Below are 18,152 nucleotides of genomic sequence, written 5' to 3'. Positions count from 1 at the left end.
AGATTTTACACATGTCTAAAAAAACACTTTATTTCTTATGTACAGGTAACTCTTGCCGTAGCCAAATGGCTGAAGGATGGGCAAAAAAATATCTAAATAACGATGAATGGGATGTACGCAGTGCAGGATTAGAAGCTCATGGATTAAATCCCAACGCTGTAAAAGCAATGAAAGAAGCTGGTGTTGACATTTCAAATCAAACATCTGATGTCATTGATCCTGAAATTTTAAATAATGCGGATTTGGTCGTTACATTATGCGGCCATGCAGCAGATCATTGCCCCGTAACACCTCCTCATGTGAAGCGTGAACACTGGGGATTTGATGATCCTGCAAAAGCAGAAGGAACAGATGAAGAGAAATGGGCGTTCTTTCAACGTGTCCGTGATGAAATTGGTGAGCGTATTCAGCGCTTTGCCGAAACAGGTAAATAATTAATCAAGAAGCAGTCTATTTGTGTAGACTGCTTTATTTCTTCCTAACAAGTAATTATTTATATTAAAATAAAAAGTATAACTAGCAGATAGTGCAGTAAATAATTTTCCAGCCTCAAACAGAATCCCAGCAAGCCACTCGCTAAAGGATATCCTCTAAAAAGAAACTATCATTAAAAAAGCCTAGGAGATATGGTGGTAGAACTTTCTATTTCTTGCCCCTTCCATATCCATCGGTTCGCTGTATCTCTACTTTTATTTAGATATATATTATTATTATTATTAAGCTGATTATATTTATTTGAGTAATGAAGATTGGCCAGAAGCAATTTAGATTTTACTGAAACCATAACATTATTGTTGATAGTATTATGAGTTGCATGATATTGCATCAGTAATTGGCCACCATCCATGTTCATCGTATCATTTCCATATAAAATATTATGTTCAATAAGAGTATTTATCGTCCCTCCACGTTTTTTATCATAGCCTCCAATTGAAATTCCTGTAAAACGATTCTTATAAATCATATTCCGTATGACTTTTTGTCGTCCCCTATAGGAGAAACGTAGATCTCATGATGTATAGGTTCTACTGAAGGCTGATTAGCTGCCTCAACCCTTTGGTTTATACAACACAGTAAAATAAGAAAAATACCAACTGCTTTTTTCATAAGATACCCCTTAAAGTTAATGAGTTTCACTTACAAGATGTTTAAATTATACTATGGCTCTTTTAATAAGTATGTAAAACATCGCACTATGTCTTGTTATTTTTTAAAGCTACAGCAACTTTTACATTTAAAACGGAAAGTGCTAAAGTAATGCTAGAATATGGAGGTTTGAGAAATGAATAAGGAACTTAAGTTACGTCCTTTGGAAAGAGAAGATTTAAAATTTGTCCATGAACTCAATAATGATGCAAATATTATGTCTTATTGGTTCGAAGAGCCTTATGAAGCTTTTGTAGAGCTACAGGACTTATATGATAAACATATTCACGATCAAGGTGAGCGTCGGTTCATACTAGAAAAGGACGGGGATATGCTTGGATTAGTGGAATTGGTCGAAATTGATTATATTCATCGTAGAGCAGAGTTTCAAATTATCATTGACCCTACATATCAAGGTCATGGTTACGCCATGGTTGCCACAAATCTAGCAATGAATTATGCCTTTTCGGTATTGAATATGCATAAACTTTACTTAATTGTAGACAAGGAAAACGAAAAAGCAATTCATATCTATAAGAAGGCCGGTTTTTCTATTGAAGGTGAGTTAAAAGATGAATTTTTTGTCGATGGAAGCTATCATAACGCTATAAGAATGTGTATGTTTCAAAAAGAATATTTACAAACCCAAAGTAAAAACTAAGGTTTAATTAGTATAAGCTTCCTGCTCACTAAAAGAGAAGAAAGAATGAGATCGGGCTTCTGTTAATACAAAGAGAAAAACTCCTGTTCAGACGCAACAGGAGTTTTTCTCTTTGTAAGCTGTAGATGATATACAAATTTCTATTCTGCATGCTTATAGACATCCGGTCTCAGGCTTTCAAATATTGAGAAGAGCCTTTACCATTACGGTAAAGGCTCTTCATACGATCTTCCCTGATGGGAATCTTGTATTATCTTCATCTCTATTTTTAATTAAGGTCTATGAAAATTGACTGTTTTCTCGTCATCTCCTGTGCGTTCAAACCAACCTCTGAAGGCCCAGTTATCATAACCTCCATCACCTTCATTAATAAATGTTCCTTCTTCAAATATCCAGACTCCATACGTAATACCATCATAATCTGCGGTATCAAAATACTGAACACCTTGTAATTGATCTGAATTATAACTTTGACTCAAATTCATGACCATTACATTATATTGTTGACCCGATTCAAAAAACGCTTTTTCCATTGCTCCCTTGACGAACCCACTTCGATTGTCGGCTGTTTTAGCCGCATCTGCAATCGCTTGTCCTATGGCTACGGGATCAACTGTTACGTCTCCTCCAACTTCTGCAGCTTCTGCGGAGCCTGCAGAACCTCCTAAATTCGGTAGAGCTAATGGCGTCGCTAACACAGCTAAACCTACGGCAGAAGCTACAACAGCTTGTTTCGCTTTTCTCATTTGATCTCCTCCTATTTTTAGGTGATTCTTAGAATATTTACCCTTTTTTTCCGCATTAAAACAAAAAATACTGTCATTAAGAATAGGAGGTAGACCATTTCATTCTTTTGAAGCATCTGTTCAACCAAACATAAGCTGATAAGTTTCTTTCTAAAGGCTCTCCCACTTTTTCTGCCATTTCTCTCGGTGAACATGGCATCTTATTTTTGAGCCATTATTCTACTATGACGCCGTATTGGAAAAAGTTGAGGTAGCTCATTCAATATAATAACCCACTATTATTTAATGGATTTAGTTGCAATATAACAAGGCATATATTCAGTGATTTTCCCCTTGTGATGATGATCTTCATAAAGGTCTTGTAAGGTGAATCCAGCTTTTAGTTGTCCGCCAATTTGAGTTTCTAATGAATGGCTAAACTGTACACCGCCATTTTTTATAAGTTCTTCATCATTTTCTACGGTGTTTTTAGTTCCATCATAAGGTAATTTATTAACCACTTGTAATGCTTTTTCATCTTCTCCAAATAAATAAAGAGCAGGATTTGCAAAGCCAGATAGCAGAACGCCACCTTTTTTAAGAACTCTAAAACATTCTTGCCAAACGTGTTCAACATCTTGAACATAGCAGTTTGATACAGGGTTAAAAATCATATCGAACGTCTCATCTTCAAATGGAAATGTCTTACTCATATCCCCTTTAACTAAATCAATAGAATAGCCTTCTCTAGTGGACACCATTTTTTCTAATTCTAATTGCTTATCAGAGTAGTCAAAAACCGTAACTTTCGCATGTTGGGCTGCAAAGACTGGGCACTGCTGTCCTCCTCCGCTAGCAAGCCCCAATATTTTTGCTTTTTTAAATGGAATAAACCAGTTATGCGGAACAGGCTTACAAGGTGTTAAGTAGATATCAAAATTACCTTGAGTTGCATCTACAAAATCTTGATGATTAATAGCTAATGACCATTCTCCTCCCGCTGAAGCCCATTCATCCCACATTTTGGAGTTAATTTTTGTATAATTAGATTTTTGCGCCATAGTTAATCCCCCTTTACCTTTTTACGTTCTTTGTTTAATTTTACCATGTTACTAGAAGAATTTAGATGTACTAATTAATTTGTTCTGTTTCAGATAATTAATCTTTACTGGAGAAGTACTTAATAGATATTTTTTAAAATAAAAAACACCCTTTTGAAAAATCACAAGGGTGTTTTTATCTTACATATAAAAGCTTGTATATAAACAAGGTACGAGTTTTATTTTTAATGGCTTGTCTCGAAGCTTTCAGCCATCATTAGGTCATTTTTGTAGGCAGCCATTGCGAGTTCATATCGCACCTTTTGGCTCGCTTCTACAAAATCAGCTTCCTTCACAAGGCCTGATAATGAATATTGGTGACCTTTAAAACCTACGTTCAGTTCAGTAATTTGATTGAATTGAAAACTTTCTATAGGAATTCCATTCACATCTTTCAGCAAATATTGGCCATATTTTTCGTTACATGTTTGTGCTACCTGCTCCATTACTTTGAAGGCATCGTCCGGGTTTTGCCTATAGCTGAGAATAAGACTTTCATTTACCCGGCGTCTTCCTCGTGTTCCGTTCTGAAGTTCCGTAATGTTGCTATATGAGACGGTATAGAGGTAGCCGTCATATTGACGAATCTTTAAGTAGCGCATTGTAATTTCTTCTATTTTCCCTTGACGGTTTCCGTTAAGAATAACATAATCTCCGTGGTGGATCTGGCGTTCAAACAAGTAAGTCAGTCCCATTATATAATCACGGATGATATGCTGGAGGATTATTGCCAGGGCACTGGCCAACACTACCGAACTAGTGAGAATCTTTCCGAAGTCAAAGAAATGGCTAAGCACATAAATAAAGAAAAAAGCCAGCCCCAATACTCTTGTGACCTGATTAGAAAAGTGCATGAGCGTCTCTTCTCGTTTTTCATCTAAAAAGCTCGTTTTATCAAAGAAAAGCTTAATGAATTTGCGAATAAAATAAACGATAAGTACAATCAGCAGCCCTACCGTTAAAACCTTTACGGGAAACTGCTGGAAAAATTCAGTAAAAACCAACTTACCCACTCCTTATTTCTAACACTATACCAAAAAAATGTACGGAAAGACAAAAATCTTCTATTCCTTGCAAACCTTAATGATAATAGCACGGTTTCCTCAAAAAAAGAAGCATATTCTATGCTTCTTGAAGGTCGGTCATATTCGGCCATATTCTTTCAAATTGTCTTCCATCCTTATATATCTTTTGAATTTTGGAGGCTTTCTAATAAAGACATTCCTATATGCTCATCATTATTTCTACCTAGTCTATAATTAGCCAAAACGACGGAAGCAACTTTCTTTTCTTTATCAATCCCTAAAAATGAGCTGAAGCATCCGGTTCCACCGCCGTGCAACATCACATTATTGTTTTTCTTTAAAAGCAACCACCCAAGACCCATATCAAACTGCTTTGTTCCATTACCGTGTTTTTTATGACAAAAAGACAGATATGGTTTACCTTCGTACATATTTATCTTTGCGTATTTAAGTAGATCGTCAGCGGTTGAGGATACTGCCCCTGCAGGTGATATAAAGTTTTCTTTGTCCCACTGCCAGTTGCCGCAATCATTATTTTTGCGGTCATAACCCTGTAAATTATTATTTGAAGCGCCTAAACAAGTATCCTTTAGTCCAAGCTCATTAAGAAGAAAGTCATTCATAGTATCCCAATACCCCTTGCCCGATATCATTCCCAACACGTATCCAATAAGGGATATACCGAAATTGGAATATTTCCATGAATAATCTACTTCTTTCAATTTACTTTTTTCGATTAGCATCTTCATTTTGTTAAAATCCATATGTAACGGATTATTTTTATTCAAATCACTTCCCCCAAAAATTAAACCTAAAATTATTTTAAAATATTCCCGTTTATTTAAAGGTAAGCTTCCTGAATATCCAGAAGAGTGAGTAGCGAGGTGGAGCAATGTAGGATAATACGTGTCTTCTTTAAGTTCTTTTATGTACTTTTGTATAGAATCGTTTAGTATCAACTTGTTTTCAGATATGTATTTTGATAGCAGCGATACAGTGAAAGTCTTGGTAATAGAACCAATTTCATAATGATATTTTTTTGATGAGTCAATTTCACCGCTCTCATTATAAATTTTTATAATAGACTGATTGTCCCTTACGTAGCCAACGGTTAATTTCAAATGTTTTTTCCCTCTACAGGTCTTATTGATTAATCGTAATGTTTCATCGCTGATTTCAAACATAATGGTTGCTCTCCCTTATCCTTCATTTTGAAAAGCATTAAAAGGATTGATCGATATGCTTTAAGTTAGATTAGCCTATCGAGTTTTTTTATATATTCTTTCTCATATTATCAATTGCTTGAACTCTTCGACTTTCAAGCTCCCTTATTACTCTCAACTGTAATTCATTGTGATCTTCATCCATTTTGATGTTGCCTTCTTCTTCAAATCCATCATGTTCTTCCCCATCAAAGCTATAAAGTTTCTTTAAAAGCTTCCACATTATTTTCAACTCTTCGGTTGAAAACTTTTTAAAAAGGTCTTCCAAAAAGAAAATTCCTTTTTCTGAAACAACAAGCAGTGCCTCTTTTCCCTCTTTGGTGATTTTCACGTTAACTGCACGTTTATCTTTACTGCTAGGAACTACGTCAACATACCCCTTCTTTTCCATAATGGTAATTAACTGTTTGACGCTTTGTTTTGTAGTTCCTAATTTTCTAGCAATATTATTCAATGTTGTTTCATCTTCAGGTAAATGAGCAATTGCCACCATCGCCATATGCTGTCTTGATGTTAAGAGTTCAAGAGATTGATCTCCTTTCACCTGGACTTTATTTGCCAGAGAAAATAAGGTAGCGTAAGTTTGCTGCATTAAAAAAAGCTCTCTATAAATATCCATATCCACCCTCCATTTTAGACAGTATATTGTCTAAAATGATAGTATATTTTGGTAATTAAGTCAATATACTGTTTATTTTAATTTTGACTATTCTGTTACACTAAAGCAGGCAAAGAAATAGTGGCCTTTCGTAAGCAAAAGTTGTCCTTTCTTTATCTAATTAGATATACTAAAAAGGCACTCTAATTTAATACTACTCTAAAAAAATGTAAGAAAACCGATATGAAGTAAAGGAGAAAAAACATGAACCAACACACACAACCTTTAAACCCTATCGCCTTCCACCTTGGTCCACTTGAGGTCCATTGGTATGGAATTATCATAGGAATAGGAGCTTTCTTAGGCTTTTTGTTAGCCTCGAAAGAAGGAAAGAAACGAGGTATCTCTTCAGAAACCATCTCTGATTTACTTCTGCTAGCACTACCCATTGCTATCGTTACTGCTCGAATTTACTACGTACTTTTTGAATGGAGTTATTATAAAGACCGCCCAGGCGAAATTATAGCAATTTGGCATGGAGGCATAGCTATTCACGGTGGAATTATTGGATCTGTATTAACAGCTATATGGTTTTGCAGAAAAAAGAATCTTTCTTTTTGGAAAATGGCTGATGTTTTAGCTCCTAGCTTATTATTAGGCCAAGCTATTGGCCGGTGGGGAAACTTTATGAATCAAGAAGCACATGGCGGACCTGTTACACGTCATTTTTTAGAAGCTTTACATTTACCAGATTTTATTGTTAATCAAATGTATATCAATGGAACTTATTATCATCCTACATTCCTCTATGAATCACTTTGGAACATAATAGGTGTTCTTGTCCTGATTGTACTAAGAAAATCCTTGTTAAAAAGAGGAGAAGTCTTTCTTACTTACCTACTATGGTATTCAATAGGACGATTTTTTGTAGAGGGATTACGTACGGATAGCTTAATGCTAACTTCTCATATCAGAATAGCTCAGCTAGTTTCTTTCCTTTGCGTGCTAGGCAGTTTGATCCTGCTATGGTATAGACGTAAAAAAGGCTTAGCAACTAGTAAGGCTGTCTCTCTCTCATAAGCACATATATTTTTGTATGGATAATTTTTTAAAGAATTAAAGGATAAAAACGTACAAAAGGAGCAAGTTGATTTTCAGTAACTCTGAAGATCAACTTGCTCTTTTTTTGTTTAATTTATTAATATTTTTAATCATAATCATGATTTATCTATATTTTACTAATAACAAAGTGTCTTTTATAGTTAAATCATACACTTCTTGTGTGAAGCCGCGCTTGATAAGAATTCATATTGGAGATGAAATGTATGATAAATATAAATAAAGCCCAAAAGCGGACTGTATTCTTACGAACAAATACCCGGACGTCATCTAATATTTCTTTATGGGCTGGAGGAATTGCTTTTACTTTTCTTTTTGCTTTACTTGCTTATGGCTTAGCGAAAGTCCCGGGGTTTAATCAGATCGGTCCACTAGCCTGTTCAATTATAATGGCAGTAATCTATTGTCAAATTTGGGGGTACCCCGAAAAAATAAGATCTGGAATTCAATTTTCTTCTAAAAAGCTGTTGCGTTATGCAATTATTTTATATGGCTTAAAGCTAAATATTGATGTTGTTATTCATCACGGGCTAGGATTGTTATTTCGCGATGTGGGAACGGCTATATTTGCGATTGTTTTAACAATTTTTCTAGCCAAATGGATGAAAGCAGATCGTGGTCTATCCCTTCTTTTAGGGATAGGAACAGGAATATGCGGTGCTGCAGCTATCGCAGCTGTTTCTCCCATTATAAAAGCAAAAGAAGAAGATACAGCTATCGGAGCAGGTGTTATTGCTTTAGTTGGAACTCTATTTGCGATTGGATATACCATTTTAAGACCTTATATACATTTAACGAATATCCAATATGGGATTTGGTCAGGCGTTGGTCTCCATGAAATTGCCCATGTAGCTCTAGCTGCAGCACCGGCTGGACGCGATGCCCTAGCTATTGGCCTGTTGGCTAAGTTAGGCAGAGTGCTTTTACTTGTGCCATTAAGCTTTATCTTAATGTATTGGATGAAGCGAACAGGAAAAATTGAAGCTGGTACGAAGATTGAATTCCCTTGGTTTTTAATAGGGTTTATAACTATGAGTGTCTTTGGGAGTTATGTCGTAGGCAAGCACCTTATCATACCCAAAACGATCATGGCTGATATTTCAACTCTAACCACGTTTCTTTTAACAATGGCTATGGTTGGCTTAGGGTTAAATGTAAGTATGAAGGCTCTTCGAACAAAAGCATTAAAGCCGTTGATTGCGATGTTTGTTACCTCTATACTCTTATCATTTCTTACGTTTTTGACGATGTAAAAACAATTAAATTAAAATGATTAAGTAACAACTAATACTTCCTATACAACTGTTAATGTGAATGAAAAAAGTTTCTTATTTTTCATGTTTTAAATCTCTTCTCAAATTTATGGATCAATTATAGAGCAATCTAAACCTATAACCTAGATACTAATGGCAGTTCCCTCCTTAATAAGCAATTTTACTTAAAAAACAATCTTTATTGCAGGAAGTAGTGATGTAAGATGCGCTGTGTTTGTATATACTAGGGGTTGTACTGCTGAACTTGATGTTGTTTTAAGAGCATCAAGCGGATGAAAAGCCAAAGCATCTCCTACCCATGGAATACAGTAAAGCAGAGACACATTTAGAAAATACATTGACGCCTCTGAATCAGTCATGGTATAAACACAATAGGAGAGTTTAGTGCTTAAAAGCATAAAAGCGATAAAGGTTAGAATAATACATAAATAGACGACATAGGAGGAAATAAATACCATGGAACATAATAGCAAAATTATAGACTGTACCATTCGTGACGGAGGTTTAATTAATAATTGGGATTTTAGCGTTGAATTTGTGCAAGACTTATATAACGGCCTAAGCGCAGCCGGCGTTGAATATATGGAGATTGGTTATAAAAATTCACCTAAGCTTCTTCAAGCAACTGAGCCCAATCCATGGAGATTTCTTGACGATAACTTTCTCAAAGAAATTATCCCTGAGAAAAAGTTCACGAAGCTATCTGCCTTAGTAGATATTGGGCGTGTAGATTCAAATGACATCCTGCCCCGTGAACAAAGTATGTTAGATATGATTCGAGTGGCATGCTATATTCGCGAAGTAGATAAAGGCTTAGAGCTTATAAAAATGTTTCACGATTTGGGCTATGAGACTTCACTTAACATTATGGCACTATCTAGCGTACCGGAAAATCAGCTTATTGAAGCATTTGAAATGGTAAAGAAAAGCCCTGTAGATGTTGTATATATCGTTGACTCCTTTGGAAGCCTAGACCCTGCGGATATTGAGCATCAAGTGAAAAAGTTTCAAGCCATGATTCCTAGCAAACAGCTTGGGATCCATACGCATAACAACATGCAGCTAGCTTTTGCTAATACATTAACTGCGATGCGTAATGGAGTTACATTCCTTGATTCATCTGTTTATGGTATGGGCCGTGCAGCTGGTAACTGTAACACAGAGCTGCTTGTTAGCTACATACCAAAACCAAGCTATGAGATGAAGCCGATTCTTGGCGTAATTGAAAAGCATATGCTTGAAATGCGTCAAAAGTGGGAATGGGGCTATATCATTCCTTACATGATTTCTGGTGTACTGAATGAACATCCACGTGTTGCTATGGCTTACCGTGATAGCGAGGATCGTGACAAATTCGTAGATTTTTATGACAAAGTAACGTCTCCAGAAGTTACTACGTCTCCAGCATCAAAATAAGTTAAAATGCTAAAAGTACCTCTGTTAATCGGGGTACTTTTTTGTTTTCGTACAAAAAGCCCATGATTGTATAGCATATACTTAAACTTTGATACCCTCGATTTCGACAATTAGCTAAATGTAAGCAGTCGTGCTCTTCTTAAACTATTATTTATGTATATAAACCGGCGTTCCAATGGGAACTGCAGAGGAAAGTTCTAGAATATCTTCATTGTCCATTCTGACACATCCATGTGACATATCTCTGCCAATAGAAGCTGGATCATTAGTCCCGTGTATTCCATATGTAGGTTTTGACAGTCCCATCCATAAGGGGCCAAATACAGCTGGAGGAGTAGTATCTTTATTAATAATTTTAAATTTTCCAGTTGGAGTTGGAGTGATCATTTTCCCTACAGCAATAGGATATGTCTTTACTAATTTAGCTCCATCATATAGTTTTAATTTATGCTGCTTTATTGAGACATCTATCCTTTTTGCCATGGCAGTACCTCCAACTTCTTATAAGTTACTATACATGAAATTTTCTAGATTAATTCATAATAACTAATACTATTTATACCGTTCTAATAGTAAAAAATTTCTTTAAAAGCCAAGGTCCCGGCGTAAACCCAAGCGTTAATTGCCAGGCTCCTATTGCTTGCAAGCCGAATTGACGAACTAACACCATTTTTTCACTCATGCTTCTGACATCTTCAAACCATACTTCATGCATCTGCCCCCCTTGATCTTTGTACCGAAAAAATGGAGATTTGTACTCCTTTGAATATTGAATGGGAGACTGATATCTCATCGCTGTTTTAATCGCATTTTGATTGGATATAGCGGGTGCTACCGTGCCAGGCTTGTAAGGAATTGACCAATTATATCCATACAAAGGGACTCCTATGATAAGTTTTCTTCGCGGAACACTTTTTATCGCAAATTCTATTGTTCTCTGTACTTCAGTAATAGGTGCAACAGGCCCGGGATCGCTGCCTGCATGATGCCAATCATATGCCATAATGAACATATAGTTAACAACCGCCCCTATTCCCCCGTAATCATATCCTTTTAACCAAGGGATATCTTCGCTTGTCTTGGCTGGAACCGCTATGGTCAGCACGTACCCTGCAGGTTTTAAACGTTCACCCAGCTGACGTAAAAATCCTGTAAAAAGATCTCTATCCTCGGCCTTTACACGTTCAAAATCAATATTCACCCCGCCGTATCCTTTTCTAGATACTAAATAAAAAATATTATTAACAAGATTGTTTCTGGCCTGAGGATTATTTAAAACTTGATGGGCAAGATCAGAACTAAATCCTTCAGAAGTTAGATTAGTAATCGTAACTAACGGTGTAACTCGGTTTTTCCAAGTCGTTTCAATCGCTACTAAATCGTTTAAATCATTCATAATATCTCCATTGCTGCCAAAATGATATTCAAAGATAGAAATGGACGAGGAATAAGTTGCAAAATCAGTAATTAAATCGCGATCTAATTCTGGATTTCGAACGGCATAATACTCCAGTGTACCTGCAATATAGTCTGATATATTAGGAATTTTTATTTTCATTCCCACCTGCAAATAATTATAATGGACTGAAGGATTAGCTCTTTTTAATTGTTCTAAGGATACATAAGCTTTTTTAGCAATACTCCTCATCGTATCACCAGGTTGAACTGTGTATACATAAGAAGCTATAAGTAAGGCTTGACCTGGAACAATATTTGTTTCTTCTAACCCATTCACGCTCCTAAGCTGCGCAATGGAATAATCATATCTCCTGCTTATTGAAGACAACGTATCCCCAGGTTGAACTATATGAACAAACATGTTTTCTCCTCCTATGTACTCTTTATCGAATTATGTTTTATTTCGTGACAAGTTTAAAGAAGCCATTCAATAAATGTATATGAGTATTGTTTGTTTATATAACTGAGTTAAGTGAAGGAGAACCTCTTTACACACGCCCCTCCTCTATTGCTCCTCTAATACGGGTAGAAATGTTCCAGAGATTATACCAAAATCTATGTATCATAATTGTATGTTTTTGGTGTACTTGAAAAAGGCTGTTTTTTTGTCAGATAGGATTATGTTAAGAAATAAAAAGAGCAAGCTCTCTAGCGTGAGAGTTTGCTCCTTCCATTTAACGATTAAATGGAATCGCTCATGATTTCCTACACCTTTTTCTCATGTTTCTAAGCCTCTTGTGATTACTGCGGAGAAAAATTTTTGTCCTACTGCTAAGAGTTAATAGAGGAGAAGCACATACTGAAGGTATCAACTCAAGCCTGTGAAATATCTTAACCGTATCCTAGAGAAGGATCATCAGGGGATGATATTTTTAGAAGCTATCTCCTATTCAATCAAGGAGTCTTTTGTAAAGAGGAAGTCAGTTCTTTCTTAACCTTTTAACTTGTGCTCCTTTTACTTATTTCTTTTTTTCCATTTTATAACCTCGATGTTAACGCCATGGTCTTCTTGAGATGATATGGTGAATTCGTCCATTAATTTTTTTACACCTGATAAACCAACACCTAACCCTCCTGATGTTGTGTAGCCACTCTCCATCGCTTTTTGGACATTTTTAATGCCTGGTCCTTTATCTATGGCTATTATTTTGAGACCTATTTCAAGTTGATTCTCTATTATTTCCATTATAATTTTTCCCGTAGTGGCATATTTATATATATTTCTGGACAATTCTGAAATAGTCGTAATAATTCGGGCTTGATCAAGTGTGCTGAAGCCTAAGCAGTTAGAGAACATCCGCCCTTTCTGACGCGCTTCTACTATATCCACTTCAGTGTGTATCTCAACAGTTAAAGGTTCCTTTCCTTCATCCGATTGAAATAGCATAATTATCACTACTTTCTTTATTTTAATAGTAGTAAAAAAACAATAGGCCAAAAAGAAAGGTTATATGACCTTTCTTTTTGGCCTACATCTAGTTCAGTGCCTAGCTTATCAGTGCCGTTATGAAGTTGGGTTTAAAATCAGAAGAATCGTACTTTTATCTTTATGAAAGTCCCACGCGACTAGTACATCTGTTACCTTTGAATCTAAAATCACTTCTAATGATTGACTATGTTCATGAAGCAGCCTTTTTTCAAGATTTCTTTTAGCCAATGTAAGGTTTTCTTCAAACCCTAACTGCACTAATTCTTTCTCTACATTTACCATAATACCTTCCCTGATTATGAGGAGTGTTCTCTCATCTAATAAATAAGAAGAAACATCTTGAGGGAGTTTTTCTGCTTTTCGAGTCACTTCCTCGACTTCTTTATGCAGCAATTTCTGATTTTTATAGGAATGATTGATTATATTTTCTTTATCAGAATGGAGCATGATAAACATGCCAGACTGCAGCTCTAAATTCCAATCATAATAAAATTCCTCAATATCTACATGTATATTCAATTTTATATATCCTTTTATCTCTTCAATTAAAGTCTCCATTAACAAATCACGCGTTTTTTGAACATAGATAACTTGTCCCTTGTCTAACAAAGCCTTTTCTAAAGGTAATAAAAAGGCTTTAAAATAAACGGTTATAAAAGGAGGAGAAATGACGGTGAATACACCTCCAGGACCTCTTCCAAAGTTCTCACGAAGTAACCTTCCCATATAACTACTTAATTCTTTTTCCAGTTTCGTTTTATCCATAGATGGTGCACCTAGTTTCTAGTTTCATAAGGTATACTATTCGTGATGTTTTATGAAAACTCCTTCTTCATCATAAGATCATTTTCGGTAATAAGAATTCACTTTTTACAAAGTGTAAACGAGGCATACTAGTATATTTTTAATAGATTGGTTTCTGTTTACCTTTGTATTTTCTGTGTTTAAAGATTCTTCTTTTATTTGAAATGCCAATTTTATTTCCATAGATAATGGTACTTAAAAGTATTATATCCTTGCTAATTTCTTCTTTGTATAATTCATTGTCATACTTTTGGTAATCCTGCAACAATCGACGAAGCTCTTTTATAAACAATACAATCTCATGATTATCAGCCATACCGATCAAATCCTTTCTGTTGGCACATCCTATTTTCAGATGTTATTTTAGGGAATTATTCCGTTACAAAAGGACTTCCTCTTTTTAAACAACAAAAATAAGCCGAAAAAGAAAAGGTATGAGCTTTTCTTCCTCGGCTTATGTTTGGCACAATGTGTCCAATTCATTACTGCCTCATTAATTTTTTGGTTTTAGGATAAGCGTAATAATACTATTATCCTTTTCAAAATCCCAATCCACAAAAATATCAAGAATGTCTGCATTTAATATCTCATCATAGTCATCGTTTTGTCGTAAGATTCCTTTTTCCAAAGGGCGTTTAGAGATGCGTAAGGTGTCATCAAAACCCAACGAAATTAGCTGCTTTTCAATAGCCACCAGTATTCCTTCTCTTACGATGACCAATGTACGATCACTTAATTTATATGAAGAGATTTTCTCAGGCCCTTTTTGTGCAATTTCACTCATCTTTATAATTCGATCATGAATTGCTTGTTTTCCTGGGTAAGGGTCACCCTCAGTCAAATCGGCTTTCAAATCGTCCAGACAAACTCCCACAAAAATTCCGGAGTGGTGATCTAAATTCCAATCATAATATAAGTGCTGGATGTCAAGGTCTGTAATCCCTTTGATTTGCCCAGTGATTTGAGGTTCAAGAGTCTTTACTAAAAGCTCTCTTGTAGTCATAACCTGAAGTTCTTCATTCTGGTTTAACAGTACTTGTTCCATCGGCGATACAAAGCCACTGACATAAATAACAACATAAGGTTCATAAATCGTAACATGAACAGCCTCGGGGCCTTTTCCAAAGTTATCTCGTAACAATTTGCCCAAGTTATTCGCCAATTTTGTTTGCTGAGCCTTAATATCCATATTTCTTCATCCTTTATTAAGAAAGAAGCATCATATCCTCTTTCCATCATTTTATTGTACCATTACGAACGAATAATTTAAATATACAGAATAAATAAAAATAATTTGTTACTTCATGTTTAACCGAATTATAAACGTTCAAAACCTCTTCTTTCTATTGCTTGGGACGTATTTTAAGTGTCACCGAAAAATACGAATCCGTTGGATTCGTATTGCTGTTTTCATTGAACTACCCTCACTTAGCAAGCTTGAAGTAGGGAATTCCTAAAATCTATTATTGTTGAGGAAATATAGCTTTATCTTTTAATTGATGCATCGCAGGGACATACTAAAAATAAAAAGAGGTGCAGCATGAAAGAGAAAAAAGAACCACAACTCAGAAGTGGCGAGCTAGAAAATGCGGAACTAAAAGGCTGTTATGGAATGGATCCTGAAACTAGCCTTCAATCCGTTAATTTTGCTACGACAGAGAACCCATACTTAAATGAGCATTATCAGGAAGATTCTAAAGAAAATGAATAAAGAGTGAAGAAAATAACCGATCTTTGTGTCTTTTCTGTAGTTATACAATTTTATTAAGTTGTCAATAAAAGGGGTTACAGATAACATATTTCGATTTCGGCTTATTCTTACTTCTGCAACGATATTACCTGACACATAACCATTACAAAGAGCCACTTGTTTTACGCAAGTGGCTCTTTGCTATGTTGATTGAATACACTTGAACCACTAACAAATAATGAAAAAAAGCAATCTATAATCGATTTAGATTATTCTTTGACTAATTTAACAAGCATATGAGCAAGATGATGTTGTTCTTCCTCGTTTCCAACTTTCCATAACTCATGTAACAAGTATTGCTCTTCATTTTGTGGCTCTTCATGGGTTGCAAGATAGTCAGCTATTTTTTTAGCTGCTAGAGCTAATTGATTATCATTTAACCCTAGTTTCTCACCTTTTGTGACTTTATCTCCTAAGTAACTTTTAAATTCGTTAAAACTAGAAAGGATGTTGTCTTTCTTCTCTTGACTCATTTCATTTAGTTTATCCTCTACTTTATTTTCAACGGTTTCAGTATTATTGTTCATTTTTCATTCTCCTTCCAATTAAGTATCAATGTTCTTATATGGTAAATCCCCCATTTACAGGTATATAAACATTTCGCAGCCTACTCATATATTAAGTAGAATAATAGTAAACCTTGAATAAAACTCGAGTATTTGTAATAAAGTTTAGTAAAAAACCTTTTTGATAACAGGATGTATTTCTTAGGATGTTAACAACCTAGGTTAGTTCCACAAAACTTAATGGGTTATTTAGATGAGGAACGGAGTGAATACGAATGAGTTTAGCTACTTATATAGGTTCGAACGTAGAATTACCTATTAATAAAGAAATAGATGATTTAGTTACTATTGGGAGTTGCTTTTCAGATGAAAGAAATCGATTGAACATAAAGAAACACCAATTTACTACCCTCTATGTTTATGAAGTTGCAAGTGACTGGGGAATTGAAATTACAGAATATATGAATAAGAGCAGGCGCAAAGAATCAAAAGAGAAACTAATTGCACTATGCAAATTGATGGACCGCTATCTTAAGTCAGGAGACTTTTTTGAATTGTATAGTTGTTGGGTAGGAGAAGAAGCTGAAGAGCAAAAGAGGAAATTAACGTTAAACATCCATTACTTTGACATTGACGATATTGACATGCCGGAAAAAACATTAGTTAGAATTGAAAAGTGAGTTCGCCCTATTATTATGGTAAAATTACCCTTATATAGTATACATAAAAACAGAAAAACTCCCTTAAGGCCTTAAGGGAGTTTTTCTGTTTAGTTAAATATTAAGGGTGTAATTGCTTGCTACTTACATATCATTTAATATTTTTGTAGATATTTATTATAACCTATCAAATGATCTCGGGAAAGCAAAAAATGAAAGCGATTACTTTGGATTTAAAATAATAAAAAAAACTTTTATTATTTATCGTTTCCTGGCACAGCATTAGAAACCATAGAAGTGTCTCCAGTATAATACTTATGCGGATAAGGATCAGAAGGCTTAGCAGGCTTTGTTACAAACTCTTTCTCAAGATCAGCTAATTCCTCTGATACCTGTTCTAAATCATTTGATTGATTATCACTCATATAAAATTCCTCCTTTTAATTAAACAAAGCCCATTGCGCATTAAGGATACGTTTTTTAATAATGTGGATATAAATGCTGTTTTTATTCTATACTTTTCTGTGCCTTTTCTTCACTTAGTATATATTTCAAATTAATATTTATTACTTTTTTGAACTTGTGAATGATTTATTTGTACCTTTAAAATCCATTATGTTAACTAAGAAAGTATGCTATATTCACTTCAAAAAGCAGAGACCGATGGGCCCTGCTTGTTATTTGACTATCACTTTCCCTACCATTCCACTATTAAAATGGTACCTACATATCAGTTCATATGTACCGGGATTTTGTGGTTTCACGGTAATGGTTTTTTCTTTTCCAGGCTGGACTTCAGCGTCAATTCCGAGTTTTTCTACTGTGAAGGTATGCTCTTTCTGACCTTTATTTTTCAATATCAATGTTATCGTTTTTCCACTTGGGATAGTGATGGTTTCTGGATTAAAGTAATCATCGTTCAATTGAACCTCCATGGCTTTCTGTCTTACCACGTCCGATTCGGCCAAAACGCCGAGTGCCCCTGAAGTTATCACACCGATAACCATCGCAAACAAAATGACCCATCCCGTTAACCACTTTTTCATAGACATTTGCAATCACTCCTTTCCTAAGCCATATTCTTTTCCAATTTATAAAATAATATTAATATTTTTTGTGAATTAAGTATTATGTTTCCTTAGTCACAATTTCCGGAAAGTACAAATAGTTAGGAAAGTTGAGAGAATCGTGAGTGCTAAGAGAAGAAAATTGCAGACTTAATCAGGAATAAATAAGTTTTATGAAAGAAGCTTCTCGAT

Annotated in this window: 22 protein-coding genes; 7 read left to right on the top strand and 15 right to left on the bottom strand. The window is 35.1% G+C overall.

The features are described from left to right. Window positions 1-11 precede the first annotated feature (11 nt). Window positions 12-434, top strand: coding sequence for an arsenate reductase (thioredoxin) (gene arsC / locus ACO1DI_RS14380; protein WP_116740975.1), 423 nt, complete (start codon window positions 12-14; stop codon window positions 432-434). A 173-nt stretch (window positions 435-607) separates the two neighbouring features. Here arsC and ACO1DI_RS14375 read toward each other — a convergent pair whose 3' ends face one another. Then, window positions 608-964, bottom strand: coding sequence for a hypothetical protein (locus ACO1DI_RS14375; protein WP_423145410.1), 357 nt, complete (start codon window positions 962-964; stop codon window positions 608-610). Window positions 965-1,282: 318 nt separating this feature from the next. Between ACO1DI_RS14375 and speG the strand changes: the two genes are divergently transcribed. Beyond that, window positions 1,283-1,807 (top strand): spermidine N1-acetyltransferase, encoded by a 525-nt coding sequence (gene speG / locus ACO1DI_RS14370; protein ID WP_423145409.1) that lies wholly within the window; start codon window positions 1,283-1,285, stop codon window positions 1,805-1,807. A 272-nt stretch (window positions 1,808-2,079) separates the two neighbouring features. Here speG and ACO1DI_RS14365 read toward each other — a convergent pair whose 3' ends face one another. From ACO1DI_RS14365 to ACO1DI_RS14345, 5 genes are all read right to left on the bottom strand, one after another. Further along, complete coding sequence (locus ACO1DI_RS14365; protein WP_226555663.1) at window positions 2,080-2,553, bottom strand: stress protein; 474 nt, start codon at window positions 2,551-2,553, stop codon at window positions 2,080-2,082. A gap of 278 nt (window positions 2,554-2,831) precedes the next feature. Then, window positions 2,832-3,593 carry a class I SAM-dependent methyltransferase gene (locus tag ACO1DI_RS14360; protein ID WP_423145408.1) on the bottom strand — a complete coding sequence of 254 codons (762 nt, stop codon included), beginning with the start codon at window positions 3,591-3,593 and terminating at the stop codon, window positions 2,832-2,834. 224 nt (window positions 3,594-3,817) lie between these two features. Beyond that, window positions 3,818-4,645, bottom strand: a complete 828-nt coding sequence (locus ACO1DI_RS14355; protein WP_226701137.1) for a mechanosensitive ion channel family protein — start codon at window positions 4,643-4,645, stop codon at window positions 3,818-3,820. A 167-nt stretch (window positions 4,646-4,812) separates the two neighbouring features. Further along, window positions 4,813-5,841 (bottom strand): serine hydrolase domain-containing protein, encoded by a 1,029-nt coding sequence (locus ACO1DI_RS14350; protein WP_406866779.1) that lies wholly within the window; start codon window positions 5,839-5,841, stop codon window positions 4,813-4,815. 88 nt (window positions 5,842-5,929) lie between these two features. Next, window positions 5,930-6,499 (bottom strand): MarR family winged helix-turn-helix transcriptional regulator, encoded by a 570-nt coding sequence (locus ACO1DI_RS14345; protein WP_182421096.1) that lies wholly within the window; start codon window positions 6,497-6,499, stop codon window positions 5,930-5,932. 243 nt (window positions 6,500-6,742) lie between these two features. Between ACO1DI_RS14345 and lgt the strand changes: the two genes are divergently transcribed. The 3 genes from lgt to ACO1DI_RS14330 all read left to right on the top strand — a co-directional run bounded on the left by lgt (window position 6,743) and on the right by ACO1DI_RS14330 (window position 10,287). Continuing rightward, entirely contained in the window at window positions 6,743-7,558 is an 816-nt protein-coding gene (lgt, locus tag ACO1DI_RS14340; RefSeq protein WP_243549082.1) for a prolipoprotein diacylglyceryl transferase, read from the top strand. Between the two features lie 245 nt (window positions 7,559-7,803). Then, window positions 7,804-8,850, top strand: a complete 1,047-nt coding sequence (locus ACO1DI_RS14335; RefSeq protein WP_423145407.1) for a YeiH family protein — start codon at window positions 7,804-7,806, stop codon at window positions 8,848-8,850. Between the two features lie 477 nt (window positions 8,851-9,327). Further along, a complete protein-coding gene (locus ACO1DI_RS14330; protein ID WP_014460650.1) occupies window positions 9,328-10,287 on the top strand; it encodes an aldolase catalytic domain-containing protein in 960 nt (319 codons plus the stop codon). Between the two features lie 147 nt (window positions 10,288-10,434). Here the strand turns inward: ACO1DI_RS14330 and ACO1DI_RS14325 are convergent, their stop codons facing one another. The 6 genes from ACO1DI_RS14325 to ACO1DI_RS14300 form a co-directional block, all read right to left on the bottom strand. After that, window positions 10,435-10,770 (bottom strand): L,D-transpeptidase, encoded by a 336-nt coding sequence (locus tag ACO1DI_RS14325; protein ID WP_116740989.1) that lies wholly within the window; start codon window positions 10,768-10,770, stop codon window positions 10,435-10,437. Window positions 10,771-10,843: 73 nt separating this feature from the next. Then, window positions 10,844-12,106, bottom strand: a complete 1,263-nt coding sequence (locus ACO1DI_RS14320) for a glycosyl hydrolase family 18 protein (protein ID WP_423145406.1) — start codon at window positions 12,104-12,106, stop codon at window positions 10,844-10,846. Window positions 12,107-12,700: 594 nt separating this feature from the next. Continuing rightward, window positions 12,701-13,132, bottom strand: a complete 432-nt coding sequence (locus tag ACO1DI_RS14315; protein WP_116740993.1) for an ATP-binding protein — start codon at window positions 13,130-13,132, stop codon at window positions 12,701-12,703. A gap of 117 nt (window positions 13,133-13,249) precedes the next feature. Beyond that, window positions 13,250-13,939 (bottom strand): Na-translocating system protein MpsC family protein, encoded by a 690-nt coding sequence (locus ACO1DI_RS14310; RefSeq protein WP_115653558.1) that lies wholly within the window; start codon window positions 13,937-13,939, stop codon window positions 13,250-13,252. Between the two features lie 139 nt (window positions 13,940-14,078). Continuing rightward, on the bottom strand, window positions 14,079-14,294 hold the full coding sequence (locus ACO1DI_RS14305) for a hypothetical protein (RefSeq protein WP_115653557.1): 216 nt from the start codon (window positions 14,292-14,294) through the stop codon (window positions 14,079-14,081). A gap of 177 nt (window positions 14,295-14,471) precedes the next feature. Continuing rightward, window positions 14,472-15,167 carry a Na-translocating system protein MpsC family protein gene (locus ACO1DI_RS14300; protein ID WP_014460656.1) on the bottom strand — a complete coding sequence of 232 codons (696 nt, stop codon included), beginning with the start codon at window positions 15,165-15,167 and terminating at the stop codon, window positions 14,472-14,474. A 351-nt stretch (window positions 15,168-15,518) separates the two neighbouring features. Here ACO1DI_RS14300 and ACO1DI_RS14295 point away from each other — a divergent pair, with 351 nt between their 5' ends. Then, complete coding sequence (locus ACO1DI_RS14295; RefSeq protein WP_221779650.1) at window positions 15,519-15,689, top strand: hypothetical protein; 171 nt, start codon at window positions 15,519-15,521, stop codon at window positions 15,687-15,689. 248 nt (window positions 15,690-15,937) lie between these two features. Here ACO1DI_RS14295 and ACO1DI_RS14290 read toward each other — a convergent pair whose 3' ends face one another. Then, entirely contained in the window at window positions 15,938-16,255 is a 318-nt protein-coding gene (locus tag ACO1DI_RS14290; RefSeq protein WP_014460657.1) for a DUF3243 domain-containing protein, read from the bottom strand. A gap of 254 nt (window positions 16,256-16,509) precedes the next feature. On the opposite strand from ACO1DI_RS14290, the gene ACO1DI_RS14285 reads away from it, so the two are divergent. Next, complete coding sequence (locus ACO1DI_RS14285; RefSeq protein ID WP_115653556.1) at window positions 16,510-16,914, top strand: hypothetical protein; 405 nt, start codon at window positions 16,510-16,512, stop codon at window positions 16,912-16,914. A 236-nt stretch (window positions 16,915-17,150) separates the two neighbouring features. Here the strand turns inward: ACO1DI_RS14285 and ACO1DI_RS14280 are convergent, their stop codons facing one another. Together ACO1DI_RS14280 and ACO1DI_RS14275 are read right to left on the bottom strand one after the other, a co-directional pair. Next, window positions 17,151-17,318, bottom strand: a complete 168-nt coding sequence (locus ACO1DI_RS14280; RefSeq protein WP_014460659.1) for a hypothetical protein — start codon at window positions 17,316-17,318, stop codon at window positions 17,151-17,153. A 252-nt stretch (window positions 17,319-17,570) separates the two neighbouring features. Further along, a complete protein-coding gene (locus ACO1DI_RS14275; protein ID WP_042992197.1) occupies window positions 17,571-17,945 on the bottom strand; it encodes a cupredoxin domain-containing protein in 375 nt (124 codons plus the stop codon). Window positions 17,946-18,152 lie beyond the last annotated feature (207 nt).

Source organism: Priestia sp. 40, assembly GCF_049368575.1.
Classification (GTDB): Bacteria; Bacillota; Bacilli; order Bacillales; family Bacillaceae_H; genus Priestia; species Priestia zanthoxyli.
This window is presented reverse-complemented; position numbering and strand designations above follow the sequence as displayed.